Source organism: Humibacter albus DSM 18994 (assembly GCF_000421825.1).
GTDB classification, from domain to species: Bacteria; Actinomycetota; Actinomycetes; order Actinomycetales; family Microbacteriaceae; genus Humibacter; species Humibacter albus.
In genome coordinates this window covers 383,831-396,525 of record NZ_ATXT01000016.1, presented here as the reverse complement: position 1 = coordinate 396,525, position 12,695 = coordinate 383,831, and the positions used below count along the sequence as shown (strand labels likewise).

The following is a 12,695-nucleotide window of genomic DNA, read 5'->3' as shown; positions in this document are numbered from 1 at the left end:
ATCAGAGGTGATTTTTGTCGTCTGAAATGTCGGTGGTCGCTGGTTGACTTGCTGGCATGACGGACCTCGCGACGACACGGGCGGCAGCGGACGATGCTGCGGCCGGTGGTGTCAGCTCTGTCGACGCCGACATTGTCAACTCTGTCGCCGAGGTCTTCAGCGAGCTGGCGTCGCGAGCCCGGGGCGCGCTGAACGGGCGGGGACTTCAGGCGGCGACCGACGACGATCTCATCGGTGTGCTTCGAGCTGCCGAAGAGCTGGGTCGCCTCGTTGACGGGTGGCGCGTGCGCGCCGCCGGCGAGGTCTCGCATCGTTCGCGCAAGAGCCTGGGCGCCGACCGGCTGTCCACTCAGCGTGGATGCCGCAACGAAGCCGAGCTGATCGCACGCGTGACGCAGGTGGCTGAGCGCACGGCGGTGCGAAGGGCACGTCTGGGAACCGCACTGCGCCGCGAGGAGTCGCTGGGTGGCATCCCGGGAGAGTCGAAATATCCCGTGGTGGCGGAGGCGGTGGGAACCGGTGAAGTAGGTGCCGACACGGCCGAAGTGGTCGTGACGATGCTTCGGCAGGTAGAGCACCGCGCGGCCCCGGAGCCGCGGGTCGCGGCGGAAGAGGCGCTCGTCGGATGCGCGCGCGGTTTCGATCCGACGACAGGCGAAGCGGTGGTTCCGTTCACCGCGGATCAGACCCGTGCGCAAGCCACGGTGTGGCGAGCGCTGCTCGATCCCGACGGTGTGGAACCGGCCGAGCACGAGGCACTTCGCCACCGATCGATCGTGAAGACCGGGGAACGCGACGGCCTCGTCGGGTATCGAATGCAGTTGATGCCCGAGATCGCGGCCCGCCTCGAGCGCATCTTCGACGCGCATCTGTCACCCAAGGTGACCGGACGGTTCGTCGATCTCGGTGTTGACACGGGCGTGGGCGTTGATGCGCGGCGCGGTGCAGATGTACGGCGCGGTGCAGATGTACGGCGTGATGCAGACCTACGGCGTGGTGCGGGCGCGCAGCCCGGCGACGCCGAGGGCGAGGCTGGTGCCGAGGGCGAGGCTGGCGCCGGCGATGCCGGTACCGAATTTGATGTCCTTCCCCTGCCCGATGACCGCACGCCCGCACAGCAGCGACACGATGCTTTCGCCGCGGCGATCGATGCGGCGACCCGCTCGGCGGAGACGCCGATGAACGGCGGAGCTTCGCCGACGGTGCTGGTCAATGTGAACGTCGACGATCTGGCGGCCGGGAACGGTGCGGGCTGGATCGACGGCGTCGAGACGCCGATCTCCATGGAGGCGGTACGGCAGTTCACCTGTACCGGCGGCATCCGCAAGGCGTTCTTCGACAGCACGGGTCGGCTCGTGGCGCTGGGCATTCCTGACCGGTGCTTCAACGGATCACAACGCAAAGCGATCACGGCTCGTGACGGCGGCTGCGCCATCCCCGGTTGCACGATCCCGGCCGGGTGGTGCGAGATTCACCACGTCGAGGAGTATGCGCGCGGTGGACCGACTCACACTGACAACGGGGTGTTGCTCTGCTGGCATCACCATCGCACGATCGACAGCTCGGGGTGGCACGTTCAGATGAGGCGGGGCGTGCCGTACGTGCGGGCGCCGCACTGGATCGACCCGAGTGGGCGGTGGAGACGCGTGGGCGAGGGTCGCGCACGGCGGTCGCGAGCGGGGCGAGCAGTGCCGAGCGAGTGTTCGGGGACCGGACGAAGGGCAGGTGCGAGCGGTGTGGAATCGTGACGGCGACGCCGCGAGGGGCGTCCGCGACCGGAGCTTCTGGTTCGCGGCCGATGGTATGGGGTCACGGGCGTGCCTCGGGTCAGCGACGTGAGCCACGCGGCACCATCGGGAGATGTCCCACGATCGGTTCCTACGCATCCACAGCCCAGAGTTCCGCGCGATGAGTCAGCGGGTGCTCGAAGTCACAGCGCTCACGTCGCGCCTCAATGTGCTGCCGTTCGACGACGAAGCCGGCAAGGCGGCGCTGCTCGAACAGATTCTCGGACGCGCGCTGCCGGATCGCCTTACGATCTATCCGCCGTTCTTCACCGATCACGGCAGCAACCTCGAACTCGGCGAGCGCGTCTTCATCAACCAGAACTGCACGTTCCTCGACTACGCGGGCATACGGCTGGGCGATCGAGTGATGGTGGCACCGAAGGTCACCTTCATCACGGTGGGTCATCCGGTCGATCCGCACGAGCGGCGCGAGTGGCTCACCGGCGGTCCGATCGACGTTGCCGAGAACGTGTGGATCGGAGCGGGTGCCACCATCCTTCCCGGCGTGAGCATCGGCAAGGATGCCGTCATCGCGGCCGGCGCGATCGTCGCCGACGATGTGCCACCGGCGACACTGGCTACGGGCGAGAAAGCGGCCGTTCGCCGCCAGTGGTGACTCGCCAGTGGTGGCCGGTAGTGGTGCCCGCCAGTGGTGACCCGGTAGTAGTGACGTTCGGCGGTGCCGGCTCCGGCTCCGGCTCCGGCAGCGGCAGCTGGCTCAGCCTGGTCGTTCGGGCTGGATCCGACTCGACCGCTGTCGTTTCCGGCGGGTTCGTCCTTGCGTAACTCAGTTCCTCCCGAGCTTGTCGGCGTTGTGCTTGCGCATCTCCTCCGCGAGCCGCTCGTTGTGCTCTCCGAGGTGCTCGGTGACGTTCGCGATCACCTCGGGAGCCTTGTTCTGGCTGAGCTTGGCGCGGGCGTCGAAGCGGGTCACGCGCATCCGCAGGCCGACTGTTCCCTTCGCCGCGCGACGCATCCCGGGCTCGTCCTCCGACAGGCTGCGACCGTGCGGGTAGTGCTGCTCGAAGTGGTCGGTGAGGTCGTCGAGCATCGCGTAGGTGGCCTCGTCGCTGAGAATCTCGGGCACGCCGTAGAGATGGGCAGTGAGGTGATTCCAGGTGGGGATGATGTCGCCCGGCGCATACCAGCTCGACGACACGTAGTCGTGCGGGCCCTGCACGATCACGAGGATCTCGTGCTGCCCGAGCTCGTGAAGCACGTCGTCGGGGCGCCCGAAATGGCTGAGGATCACGATGTCGTCATCCGTCACAGACTCGTCGAGCACGACCGGGTAGTGGGATGCCACGAGGCCGCCGCTCGTGTTCGAGACGATCGTCGCCCAGGGGTTGTTGCGGATGAGGTCCTTGACCTCGGCCGGATCGGTCATCAGGTAGTGCGGCGTGTGACGCATGCACTCATCGAACCACGTCGTGCTGGGCGCGGCCCGTGGCGCCGCGGCCCAGCGCAGCCCGACGCCGCAGGCGCAGCGCAGCCCGTGGCGCCGCACGATCAGCACAGCCCGTGGTGCCGCACGCTCAGCGCAGCCCGTGGCTTCGCAGGCTCAGCGCAGCACGCCAAGCTTGCGCGCCTCCACGATCGCCGCCGTGCGCGAAGCGACTCCGAGCTTCGAGAACACGTGCACGAGGTGCGACTTCACCGTCGCATCCGTGATGTGCAACCGCTGCGCCACCTCGCTGTTGGATGCTCCCTCCCCGACGAGTCGCAGCACCTCGATCTCGCGCGCCGAGAGACTGACGTGCGGAGCGCGCATCCGCTCCATCAGCCGACCGGCGATCGCCGGCGCGAGCGCGCTCTCGCCCGCCGCGGCGGCGCGTACCGCCGCGATGAGCTCGTGAGGCGGGGCGTCCTTGAGCAGGTAGCCGCTCGCACCCGCCTCGACCGCGCCCAGAATGTCGCCGTCGGTGTCGTAGTTCGTGAGCACGAGCACGTACGGGGCCGCCTCGAGCGCGCGGACGCGGCGCGTGGCATCCGCACCGGTCACGGCTTGGCCGAACTGCAGGTCCATCAACACGAGCTCGGGGGTCAGCGACTGCGCCAGCCGCACGGCGTCGTCGGGCGTGGCGGCCTCGCCGACCACCTCGATGTCGCTCTCTCCGTCGAGCAGTGCGCGGATGCCCGCCCGCACCACGGGATGATCGTCCGCGATCACGACGTGGATCATCGCGCACCCCCACCGATCGACACCACCACCGACGTGCCCTCCCCGGGCGCGCTGCGCACCTGCAGGCCCCCGCCGAGCTGTGCGACGCGCTCGCGCATGGCGCGCAGGCCGAACGAATCCGAAGAGGCGGCCTCAGCCGCCACCGCCTCCGGGTCGAAGCCGATCCCGTCGTCGGCGATCTCCAGTCGCACGCCCGAGGCAGCGGACACCGGCGCGACGGCGACGCGCACCACGGATGCCCGCGCGTGCTGCACCACGTTCGCCACCGCGCCCTGGACGATGCGCAGCAGAGCGGTCTGCACGTCCATCGCCAGGTCGGTCGTGTCGGGCACGTCGACCTCGACGCGCAGGCCGTCGTGCGTCCACTCCCGGTCTGCGAGCCGCAGCAGAGCCGCCCGCAGCCCCTCATCGAGCGACGGCGGCGACAGCTCGCGGATGAACCGGCGCGTGTCTGCCAGGCTGGCGGCGGCCGTCTCGCGCGCGAGCCGCACGTGCTCCGCCCCCGGGCGACCGGCATCCGCCCGCTCCGCCGCGTGCAGGAGCATCTGGATGCTTGACAGCGACTGCGCCACGGTGTCGTGGATCTCCCGTGCGAGTCGCGCCCGTTCCGCCAGTACGCCCTGCTCGCGTTCCGAGGCGGCCAGCCGGTCGCGCGTCGCCAGCAGCTCCGTCAACAGGGCCTCGCGTTCGGCGGCCTCCGCAGCCAGCTCCTGGTATCCGAGCCCGATCAGCAGTGCGACGCCGGCTCCGACGAGCGGTCCGACGACGCCACCCAGGGTGAACTCGTCGTGCAGACCGAGCGCGACGATCGCGATCGCCGTGGCCACGAGCACGGCGACGGGGCCCCAGACGCCATCGAGCAGATGCAGGTAGAGGAAGAAGAGCGGGAAGACGAGGTACGCGGCTTCCGGAACGATCGCGAGCAGCAGCATCCAGACGGCGGTGAGGGCGATGAGCCACACGACACCGACCGTGCGGCGCGACGCCTCGGGCGCCCGAGCCACCGCGATGCCCAGCATGTAGACCGCGGCGAGCAGCACGGCGAGCGCGACGCCGGCCCACATCCAGGAGGACCGCTCGATCAGCAGACGAACGACCACGAGCACGAGCAGCGCGACGAACAGGGCGTGCAGCCCGATGCGCAGGGCGAAGAACACCCGGGTGAGATTGCGGTGCACCATGGTGACTCCAGGCTACAAACCGGCGGTGATCGGGGCATCCATCGAAAGTCGGAGACGAAGTGCCAACCGCTCGGCGATGGCTTCGAGGCGCGCGAAAACGAGGCTGGAATCACGTCGTCGTCCTGAGCCGCGCACTTCTTGCGCAGCCGGCGGCGTGAAGGGCCGCCTCGATACGTCGCGGCAGAAGGGACTTCCCGTGTTCGTCGCCTGGCGCGACCTGCGCTTCGCGCGCGGTCGCTTCGTGCTCATCGGCGCCGTCGTGGCGCTCATCACCCTGCTCGTCGGATTCCTCGCCGGGCTCACCGGCGGTCTCGCGTCGCAGAACATCTCCGCCGTGCTCGATCTGCCAGCCGATCGCATCGTGCTGCAGCAGCCCTCCACGGGGCAGCCGAGCTTCAGCGAGTCCTCGATCGATGCGGATGCCGTCGCGGACTGGAAGCAGGCGCCCGGCGTTCGCGACGTCATTCCGGTCGGTATCGTGCAGAGCAAGGCGAAGGCGGGTGGTACGACTGCAGGCGTCGCTCTGTTCGGACTGCCGCACGGCTCGACCTCATCGACCCTCACCGACCTCGCTCCCGCTCATGCCGACGAGGTCGGGCTCTCGGCCGGCGCCGCGAAAGACCTGGGGGTGAAGACCGGCGACCGGGTGAGCATCCTCGGTGCGCGGTACCGGGTAACCATCGTCGGTGGGGATGCCTGGTACAGCCACACGCCCGCCGTCGTGCTCACTCCGTCGACCTGGGCGAAGGCGGACCGCGCTATGGGCGGCGACGGGTCGGCGACGGCGCTCGCCGTGACCGGCGATCCCGACTGGTCGGCCGTCGCGGACCGCACGCACACGGCGGCACAGACGCCGCTGGCGAGCCTCGCCGCGCTCGACACGTTCAAGTCGGAGATCGGGTCACTCGGCCTCATGATCGCCATGCTGTTCGGCATCTCGGCACTCGTGGTCGGTGCCTTCTTCACCGTCTGGACCATGCAGCGCTCCGGCGACGTCGCCGTGCTCAAGGCGCTCGGCGCCACCACGCGGTCGCTCGTGCGCGACGCTCTAGGCCAGGCGCTCGTCGTGCTCGTCGTGGGCATCGGGCTCGGGATGCTCGTGGTCGTCGCCCTCGGAACCCTCGCCGGCGGCGCCCTCCCGTTCCTGCTCAGCCCGCTCACCACACTGGCGCCCGCCGCCGCGATGGCCGTGCTCGGCCTCGCCGGCGCCGCGGTCGCGCTGCGCAACGTCACCAAATCCGACCCCCTCACAGCACTTGGGAGCAACCGATGATCACCCTCGACGACGTCACACTCACCTTCCCCGACGGCGCCTCGCGCGTCACGGCGATCGACCGTGTCTCATTGACCGGGCGTGCGGGCATCCTCACCGGCATCACCGGGCCCTCGGGCTCGGGCAAGTCGAGCCTGCTTGCGGTCGCGGCCACGCTCATCCGTCCCGACTCCGGCCGCGTCACGATCGGCGACGTGGATGCCACCTCCCTCTCGCGCGACGACGCCACCGCTCTGCGCCGCGAGCGCATCGGCATCGTGTTCCAGCAGTCCAACCTGCTGCCCTCGCTCACCGCGCGGGAGCAGCTGCAGGTGATGGCGGAGCTCGGCGGACACGGCGCCGGGCATCGCCGTCGTGCGGTGCGCTCGCGCGTCGACGAATTGTTGGATGCCGTCGGCCTCGCCGATCACGCCGGCAAGCGTCCCGCGCAGCTCTCCGGCGGTCAGCGCCAGCGCGTCGCGATCGCCCGTGCGCTCGTACACGAGCCGCAGGTGCTGCTGGTGGACGAGCCGACGAGCGCGCTCGATCAGGAGCGCGGTGCGGAGATCATGGACCTCATCGCGCGCCTCACGCACGAACGGGATGCCGCGACGCTGCTGGTCACGCACGATCTCGTGCACGAGGGGCTGCTCGACGAGCTGGTCACCGTGGTGGACGGGCGGATCGTGGCGGGGGCTCCGGCGATGGGGGCTGTGGCTCCGGCGGAGCTGTCGGTGGCTCGGGCGGTGCGGGGTGCGATGTCGGTGGAAGTGTCGGAGGCTGTCCCGACGACGGGCGCATAGGCGGCGGACGCGATCGGCTCAGCAGAGTGGGCGTGCGCACTGCAGGCGAGGACGCCTGCACGCGAGCGCACGCCCAGGCGAGTGCACCGAATCGACTCTGTCTGCCCCGTCGTCTGTCGGCATCCGGGTGCACTGGTTGCCGGCGCGGGGCCGCCGGTGCAGTGACTCGCGCTCGGACTGCGCTACCCGACCCCGCGCAGCACCGCGTCGACCGCGAAGTCCAGCTCGGCACGTGAGTCCGAGACATCCCGCTTCGGCGCCGCTGCCAATGCTGGGAAGCGCTCGGCAACAGCTTCGGTGAGCCACGGCTCCGGTGGGGCCGCACCCACGCTGCGCTCGAGCGTCGCATACGTACGGATGAGGCTGTCGAGCAGCAGCGCCAGTCGCAGAGCGTCCACGTGTGAGTCGTGCGGAATGGCGCGCACGAGCGCATCGATCCAGGCGTAGGGCCGGGGCTGGCGCGGCATCCCGCTCGGCTTCACCTCGGTCAGCCACGGATGCGCCGTGTACCGATCGGCGAGCAGCCTCACCCACGTGCGGCACCGCGACTGCCACCCGCGCCCCGCGATCGTCGGTGGGGCCCCGATGGCGTCGTCGACCATGAGCTCCACGAGTGCGGCCTTCGAATCGACGTAGCGGTACAGCGCTGTCGTCGTCATGCCGAGCCGTTCGGCGACGCGGGCGAGGGAGAGGGCATCCAGCCCGATCTCGTCGGCCAGTTCGACCGCGGCGGCGGCGACCTGCTCCTGGCTCCAGCGCGCCTTGGGACCGCGAGTGGATGCCGCCTCCACGCCCCAGAGCACGCGCAATGCTCGATCTTCCGGACTGTGCATGACATTCACTGTACCCCGTGTTACTGTGCATTCGGTTCACAGTGAATCACGTTCACAGATTATGCTCGCGATGCGATGCGATGCGATGCGATGCGATGCGATGCGATGCAGACGCAGAACCAGATGCAGATGCAGATGCAGACGCAGAAGTACGAACAGAGCATGACTGACGAAAACCGCGAGCCCGGCAACACGACCGAGCCGTACCACCAGGGCAACACCGACAGAAACGGAAATCTCATGACCACTGCACTCGTCACCGGCGCATCATCCGGTATCGGCGCTCGCGTCGCCGCGCTGCTCGCCGCTCGCGGCCTGACCGTTTTCGGCGCCGCCCGCAACACGGCAGCCGTCGCGGCGATCGACGGCGTCACCGCCGTGCCGCTCGACCTCACCGACGACGACTCGATCCGCGCCGCCGTAGCGACCGTGACCAAGGCGGCCGGCACCGTCGACGTGCTTGTGAACTGCGCCGGCTACGGCGAGTTCGGCACGGTCGAAGAGACATCGCTCGGGGCTGCCCGTCGACAGCTCGAGGTCAACGTGGTGGGGGCGGCGTGTCTGATCCAAGCGGTGCTGCCCGGCATGCGCGCGGCGGGCCACGGACGCATCGTCAACGTCTCATCGCTGGCCGGCGAGTTCGCCGCACCCCTCGGCGGCTGGTACCACGCGTCGAAGTTCGCGCTCGAGGCGCTCTCCGACTCACTGCGCGGCGAGGTCGCCCAGTTCGGCATCGATGTCACGCTCGTGCAGCCCAGTTACGTCGCCACCGATTGGCACGAGAACGCCATGCAGCACCTCGAATCGGCGTCCGGCCGCGGCCCCTACGCCGACATGGTGGCCGCGATGCGACGCCACTTCTCCAGCCCGGCGCTGGCGCGCCAGATGTCGAGTCCGGATGCCGTCGCCGCCCTGATCGCGAAGGCCGCCCTGACAACCCGCCCGCGCACCCGCTACCGCATTGGCGCCGGTGCGAACATCGCCGTCGCCCTGGCGACCCTGCTGCCGGACCGCGCGTTCGATGCGCTCACCCGCAAACAGTTCGGGTACGCCTGAGATCCGGTCGTCCTGGCACTCGAGTGCGCCCAAACGACTCTGTCTGCCCGGACGTCCGCCGGCGTATCGGTGCGCTGAGGCGCGGCATCCGGCATCCGCCGGCGTGTCGGTGCGCTGAGGCGCGTCAAGGGATGGGGTGCGAGCGCGCGCAAGGGTGGCGTCTGGTGCGCGGAGCGTGCGGGCAGCGCGTGCCGCGGGCCCCGCGCCGATCAGCGGCCCGGCGCCGCGTACTTCGCCGTCGACTCCCGCACCACGAGTGTGTTGTCGATGAGGCGCAGCCCCGGTGCGACAGCGCCGCCGCCCTGGATCGCCTCGTGCAGCAGCGCGAATGCGCGCTGCCCGACCTCGGCGAAGTTCTGCTGCACCGTCGTCAGCGGCGGCCAGTATTCGGCGGACTCCGGGTTGTCGTCGAAGCCCACCACGCTGATCTCGCCGGGAACGGCGCGCTCCGCCTCGTGCAGGGCGCGAAGCACGCCGAGCGCGATCTGGTCGTTCGCGCAGAACACGGCCGAGACATCCTCGCGTGCGGCGATGGCCCGGCCCGCCTCGTAGCCCGACTCGGACTCCCAGCTGTCGCCGAGCGGCTCCGGCACCTCGCACCCGTGGTCGAGGAGGGTCTGGCGCCAGCTTTCGGCGCGATCGGCGGCGGCGTTCGACGTCTCGACCGGGCCCGACACATGCCAGACGGTCGGATGCCCCAACCCGAGCAGGTGCTCGACCGCCAGTCGCGCCCCCTGCTTCTGGTCGGCGTTCACCGAGATGCGATCGTCGTAGCGCCGTGAATCGATCAGCACCGAAGGGATACGCTCCGGGAACGTGATCGAGTGCTCGCTCAGCTCGTGGGCCTCGAGGATGACGATGATGCCGTCCACCGCCTCGTTGTCGAGCCGCGACAGTGCGTTCGTGATGCTGCCCGTCGACGGATCGCCGGTGAAGATCAGGTCGATCGAGAATCCCTCGGCGCCGGCGGCCGTCGTGATCGCATCGAGAATGCGCACCGACCCGATGTTCTGCAGCGTGAACATCAGCACGCCGATGGTCTGGAACCGGCCGCTCTTCAGGGCACGCGCGGCGCTGTTCGGGCGGTAGTCCAACTCGGCCATCGCGGCGAGCACGCGCTCGCGCGTCGTGGGCTTCACCGTGGCGAACCCGTTCGAGACGCGGCTGACGGTCTGCGCAGAGACGCCGGCACGCGCCGCGACATCGCCGATGGATGCCGGTCGGCTCTTCTCATGCGCGGCCTTGCGGACCACTGCGCCTCCCCTTGTCATACTCACGCGTTGTCACGCGTGCGCGTTCGTTCTCACCCGGAAGCCGCGACGCCTCAGCGCGCCGGCCCGTCTGCTTCATCGTATTGACGAGTCGCGCGCCGACGGGAATCCGTCACCGCGGATGCGGACCTCCGCGGGGGGCCGGTCCCGCTCGTCGCAGCCGGTCTCACCGCGCCCGCCCACGGCGCATCGCCGATGCGGCAGCGGAGCCGTCACTCCCGTTCCGAAATCGATGGTAACGTAAACATGTTTACGTGAACACCGGATGTCGGCGGTCGCGTGGACCCCCCCGGCACTCGTCCCCGACGCTCGAGTCCGCGGCTCGCGCAGAGCCGCACGCCACACCCCGACCCGCCCCCGAAAGAAGACCGTGTCGTCTCTGACATCTTCGCCCGCCCGGCCCTCCTCGCCTGCCCGGCCGCGGAAGCGCTCCTCTCTGCAGAGGCGCGTCTCGTCTGCCGGCGTCGGATTCGTGACGCCCTTCATGATCGGGCTCGCGCTCTTCGTGATCGCGCCGATCGTGTACGCGCTCTACCTGAGCGTGTTCCGCAGCCAGCTCGTGGGCGGAACCACGTTCGTCGGGCTCGAGAACTACCTGACGCTGTTCGGCGACGCGAAGTTCTGGGACTCGTTCCTGCGGGTGCTGCTCTTCCTCGTGGTGCAGGTGCCGATCATGCTCGTGCTCTCGCTCGTGGCGGCGCTCGCGCTCGACAGCATGCGTCTGCACGGCGCCGGCTTCTTCCGCATCGCGATCTTCCTTCCCTACGCTGTGCCCGGCGTGGTCGCGGCGCTGATCTGGGGCTTCATCTACGGTGACCAGTTCGGCCTCACCGGTGCCGTGAACGACGCTTTCGGTTGGCACCTCGCCCCGCTGTCGTCGTCGTGGATCCTCGGCTCCATCGGCAACATCGTGACCTGGGAGTTCATGGGCTACAACATGCTCATCTTCTACTCGGCACTGCGCGTCGTCTCTCCCGATCTGTACGAGGCCGCCGAACTCGACGGTGCCGGTGCCTTCCGGCAGATCACCAGCATCAAGATCCCGGCTCTGCGCGGCTCGATGGTGATCGCGGTCATCTTCTCGATCATCGGCAGCTTCCAGCTGTTCAACGAGCCGAACCTGCTCCAGACTTTGGCGCCGAACGCGATCGGCAGCTACTTCACCCCGAACATGTATGCCTACAACCTCTCGTTCGCCGGGCAGCAGTTCAACTACTCCGCCACCGTCGCGATCGTGATGGGCGTGATCACCGCGGTGATCTCCTACATCGTGCAGGTGCGCGGCACGAGAGCGGAGAACCTCTGATGACCGCGACCATTCCTGCCACCCACTCCGGATCGCCGGCGGCGCCGGCTCCCGGCTCGACGAACGGGCCTGCGGGCACCGGCGCGAAGGCGCGGCGTTCTCGGCGGCCGGCGGGGAGCATCCGTCGCCTCGGCCCGCACGCCCGCCCCCGCAAGAACATCGTGCTCACGATCGTGATGGCGCTGTTCGTGATCTACTCGTTCGTTCCGCTGGTGTGGCTGATCGTCAACGCGACGAAGACCCAGGGAGACCTCTACTCCACCTTCGGTCTCGGGTTCGGGCACAGCTTCGCGCTGTGGGACAACATCGTCGACACGTTCACCTACAAAGACGGCATCTTCGTGCACTGGTTCGGGAACACGCTGCTCTACGTGGTGGTCGGCGCGGGCGGCGCCACATTGCTCGCGACGCTGGCCGGATACGGCCTGGCGAAGTACGCGTTCCGTGGTCGGCGCGCCGTGTTCGCCGTGGTCATCGGAGCCATCGCCGTGCCGGGCACCGCGCTCGCGGTGCCGACGTTCCTGCTGTTCAGCCAGGTGGGCCTCACGAACACGCCGTGGGCGGTCATCCTGCCGTCTCTCATCAGCCCGTTCGGCCTCTATCTCGTCTGGACGTTCGCCGTGGATGCCGTGCCCACCGAGGTCTTGGAAGCCGCCCGCGTCGACGGGTCGAGCGAGATCCGCACGTTCTTCACCATCTCGCTGCGGCTGCTGATGCCGGGCATCGTCACGGTGATGCTGTTCGCGATCGTGGCGACCTGGAACAACTACTTCCTGCCGCTGATCATGCTCAGCGACCCCACCTGGTACCCGCTCACAGTCGGTCTCAGCCAGTGGAGCGCGCAGGCGACCGGCGCCGGCGCCCAGCCCATCTTCAACCTCGTGATCACCGGAAGCCTCCTCACGATCGTGCCGATCGTGGTGGCGTTCCTGTTCCTGCAGCGGTACTGGCAGTCCGGTCTCGCCGCGGGGAGCGTCAAGTCGTGATCGCGCCGCGGACTCGCACCACTCCTTATCCATTCCCG

The 12,695-nt window shown here is 69.1% G+C and carries 12 protein-coding genes; 7 read left to right on the top strand and 5 right to left on the bottom strand.

Features of this window, described 5'->3' with window-relative positions; translation table 11 throughout:
- Window positions 1–56: 56 nt before the first annotated feature.
- Both H623_RS0113320 and H623_RS0113315 read left to right on the top strand, forming a co-directional pair.
- Entirely contained in the window at window positions 57–1,748 is a 1,692-nt protein-coding gene (locus H623_RS0113320) for an HNH endonuclease signature motif containing protein (protein WP_022901434.1), read from the top strand.
- Between the two features lie 112 nt (window positions 1,749–1,860).
- On the top strand, window positions 1,861–2,403 hold the full coding sequence (locus H623_RS0113315) for a sugar O-acetyltransferase (RefSeq protein ID WP_022901433.1): 543 nt from the start codon (window positions 1,861–1,863) through the stop codon (window positions 2,401–2,403).
- A 171-nt stretch (window positions 2,404–2,574) separates the two neighbouring features.
- Here the strand turns inward: H623_RS0113315 and H623_RS0113305 are convergent, their stop codons facing one another.
- From H623_RS0113305 to H623_RS0113295, 3 genes are all read right to left on the bottom strand, one after another.
- Window positions 2,575–3,198 (bottom strand): FMN-binding negative transcriptional regulator, encoded by a 624-nt coding sequence (locus H623_RS0113305; RefSeq protein ID WP_026940330.1) that lies wholly within the window; start codon window positions 3,196–3,198, stop codon window positions 2,575–2,577.
- A gap of 150 nt (window positions 3,199–3,348) precedes the next feature.
- Complete coding sequence (locus H623_RS0113300; RefSeq protein ID WP_022901430.1) at window positions 3,349–3,969, bottom strand: response regulator; 621 nt, start codon at window positions 3,967–3,969, stop codon at window positions 3,349–3,351.
- Window positions 3,966–5,150: a sensor histidine kinase gene (locus H623_RS0113295; RefSeq protein ID WP_022901429.1), complete on the bottom strand. Its 1,185-nt coding sequence runs from the start codon at window positions 5,148–5,150 to the stop codon at window positions 3,966–3,968. Before H623_RS0113295 ends, H623_RS0113300 begins: the two co-directional genes overlap by 4 nt.
- A gap of 196 nt (window positions 5,151–5,346) precedes the next feature.
- Here H623_RS0113295 and H623_RS0113290 point away from each other — a divergent pair, with 196 nt between their 5' ends.
- Window positions 5,347–6,423 carry an ABC transporter permease gene (locus H623_RS0113290; protein ID WP_026940329.1) on the top strand — a complete coding sequence of 359 codons (1,077 nt, stop codon included), beginning with the start codon at window positions 5,347–5,349 and terminating at the stop codon, window positions 6,421–6,423.
- On the top strand, window positions 6,420–7,205 hold the full coding sequence (locus H623_RS19945; RefSeq protein ID WP_022901427.1) for an ABC transporter ATP-binding protein: 786 nt from the start codon (window positions 6,420–6,422) through the stop codon (window positions 7,203–7,205). The genes H623_RS0113290 and H623_RS19945 overlap by 4 nt, the downstream gene beginning before the upstream one ends.
- A gap of 182 nt (window positions 7,206–7,387) precedes the next feature.
- Here the strand turns inward: H623_RS19945 and H623_RS19940 are convergent, their stop codons facing one another.
- Window positions 7,388–8,038 (bottom strand): TetR/AcrR family transcriptional regulator, encoded by a 651-nt coding sequence (locus H623_RS19940; RefSeq protein WP_051143229.1) that lies wholly within the window; start codon window positions 8,036–8,038, stop codon window positions 7,388–7,390.
- A 162-nt stretch (window positions 8,039–8,200) separates the two neighbouring features.
- On the opposite strand from H623_RS19940, the gene H623_RS0113270 reads away from it, so the two are divergent.
- On the top strand, window positions 8,201–9,094 hold the full coding sequence (locus H623_RS0113270) for an oxidoreductase (RefSeq protein WP_245558991.1): 894 nt from the start codon (window positions 8,201–8,203) through the stop codon (window positions 9,092–9,094).
- A gap of 209 nt (window positions 9,095–9,303) precedes the next feature.
- Here H623_RS0113270 and H623_RS0113265 read toward each other — a convergent pair whose 3' ends face one another.
- Complete coding sequence (locus tag H623_RS0113265) at window positions 9,304–10,347, bottom strand: LacI family DNA-binding transcriptional regulator (protein ID WP_022901423.1); 1,044 nt, start codon at window positions 10,345–10,347, stop codon at window positions 9,304–9,306.
- Between the two features lie 388 nt (window positions 10,348–10,735).
- Here H623_RS0113265 and H623_RS0113260 point away from each other — a divergent pair, with 388 nt between their 5' ends.
- The gene (locus H623_RS0113260) at window positions 10,736–11,671 is read left to right on the top strand and encodes a carbohydrate ABC transporter permease (RefSeq protein WP_026940326.1); all 936 of its coding nucleotides are present in this window, start codon (window positions 10,736–10,738) and stop codon (window positions 11,669–11,671) included.
- Window positions 11,672–11,847: 176 nt separating this feature from the next.
- Window positions 11,848–12,657 (top strand): carbohydrate ABC transporter permease, encoded by an 810-nt coding sequence (locus tag H623_RS0113255; RefSeq protein ID WP_051143249.1) that lies wholly within the window; start codon window positions 11,848–11,850, stop codon window positions 12,655–12,657.
- Window positions 12,658–12,695: the final 38 nt, after the last annotated feature.

Bases quoted from the DNA above. Each gene is read 5' to 3' on its own strand.
- H623_RS0113320 (WP_022901434.1), top strand. From the start codon at position 57: ATGACGGACCTCGCGACGACACGGGCGGCAGCGGACGATGCTGCGGCC.
- H623_RS0113315 (WP_022901433.1), top strand. From the start codon at position 1,861: ATGTCCCACGATCGGTTCCTACGCATCCACAGCCCAGAGTTCCGCGCG.
- H623_RS0113305 (WP_026940330.1), bottom strand. From the start codon at position 3,198: ATGCGTCACACGCCGCACTACCTGATGACCGATCCGGCCGAGGTCAAG.
- H623_RS0113300 (WP_022901430.1), bottom strand. From the start codon at position 3,969: ATGATCCACGTCGTGATCGCGGACGATCATCCCGTGGTGCGGGCGGGC.
- H623_RS0113295 (WP_022901429.1), bottom strand. From the start codon at position 5,150: ATGGTGCACCGCAATCTCACCCGGGTGTTCTTCGCCCTGCGCATCGGG.
- H623_RS19945 (WP_022901427.1), top strand. From the start codon at position 6,420: ATGATCACCCTCGACGACGTCACACTCACCTTCCCCGACGGCGCCTCG.
- H623_RS19940 (WP_051143229.1), bottom strand. From the start codon at position 8,038: ATGCACAGTCCGGAAGATCGAGCATTGCGCGTGCTCTGGGGCGTGGAG.
- H623_RS0113270 (WP_245558991.1), top strand. From the start codon at position 8,201: ATGACTGACGAAAACCGCGAGCCCGGCAACACGACCGAGCCGTACCAC.
- H623_RS0113255 (WP_051143249.1), top strand. From the start codon at position 11,848: ATGGCGCTGTTCGTGATCTACTCGTTCGTTCCGCTGGTGTGGCTGATC.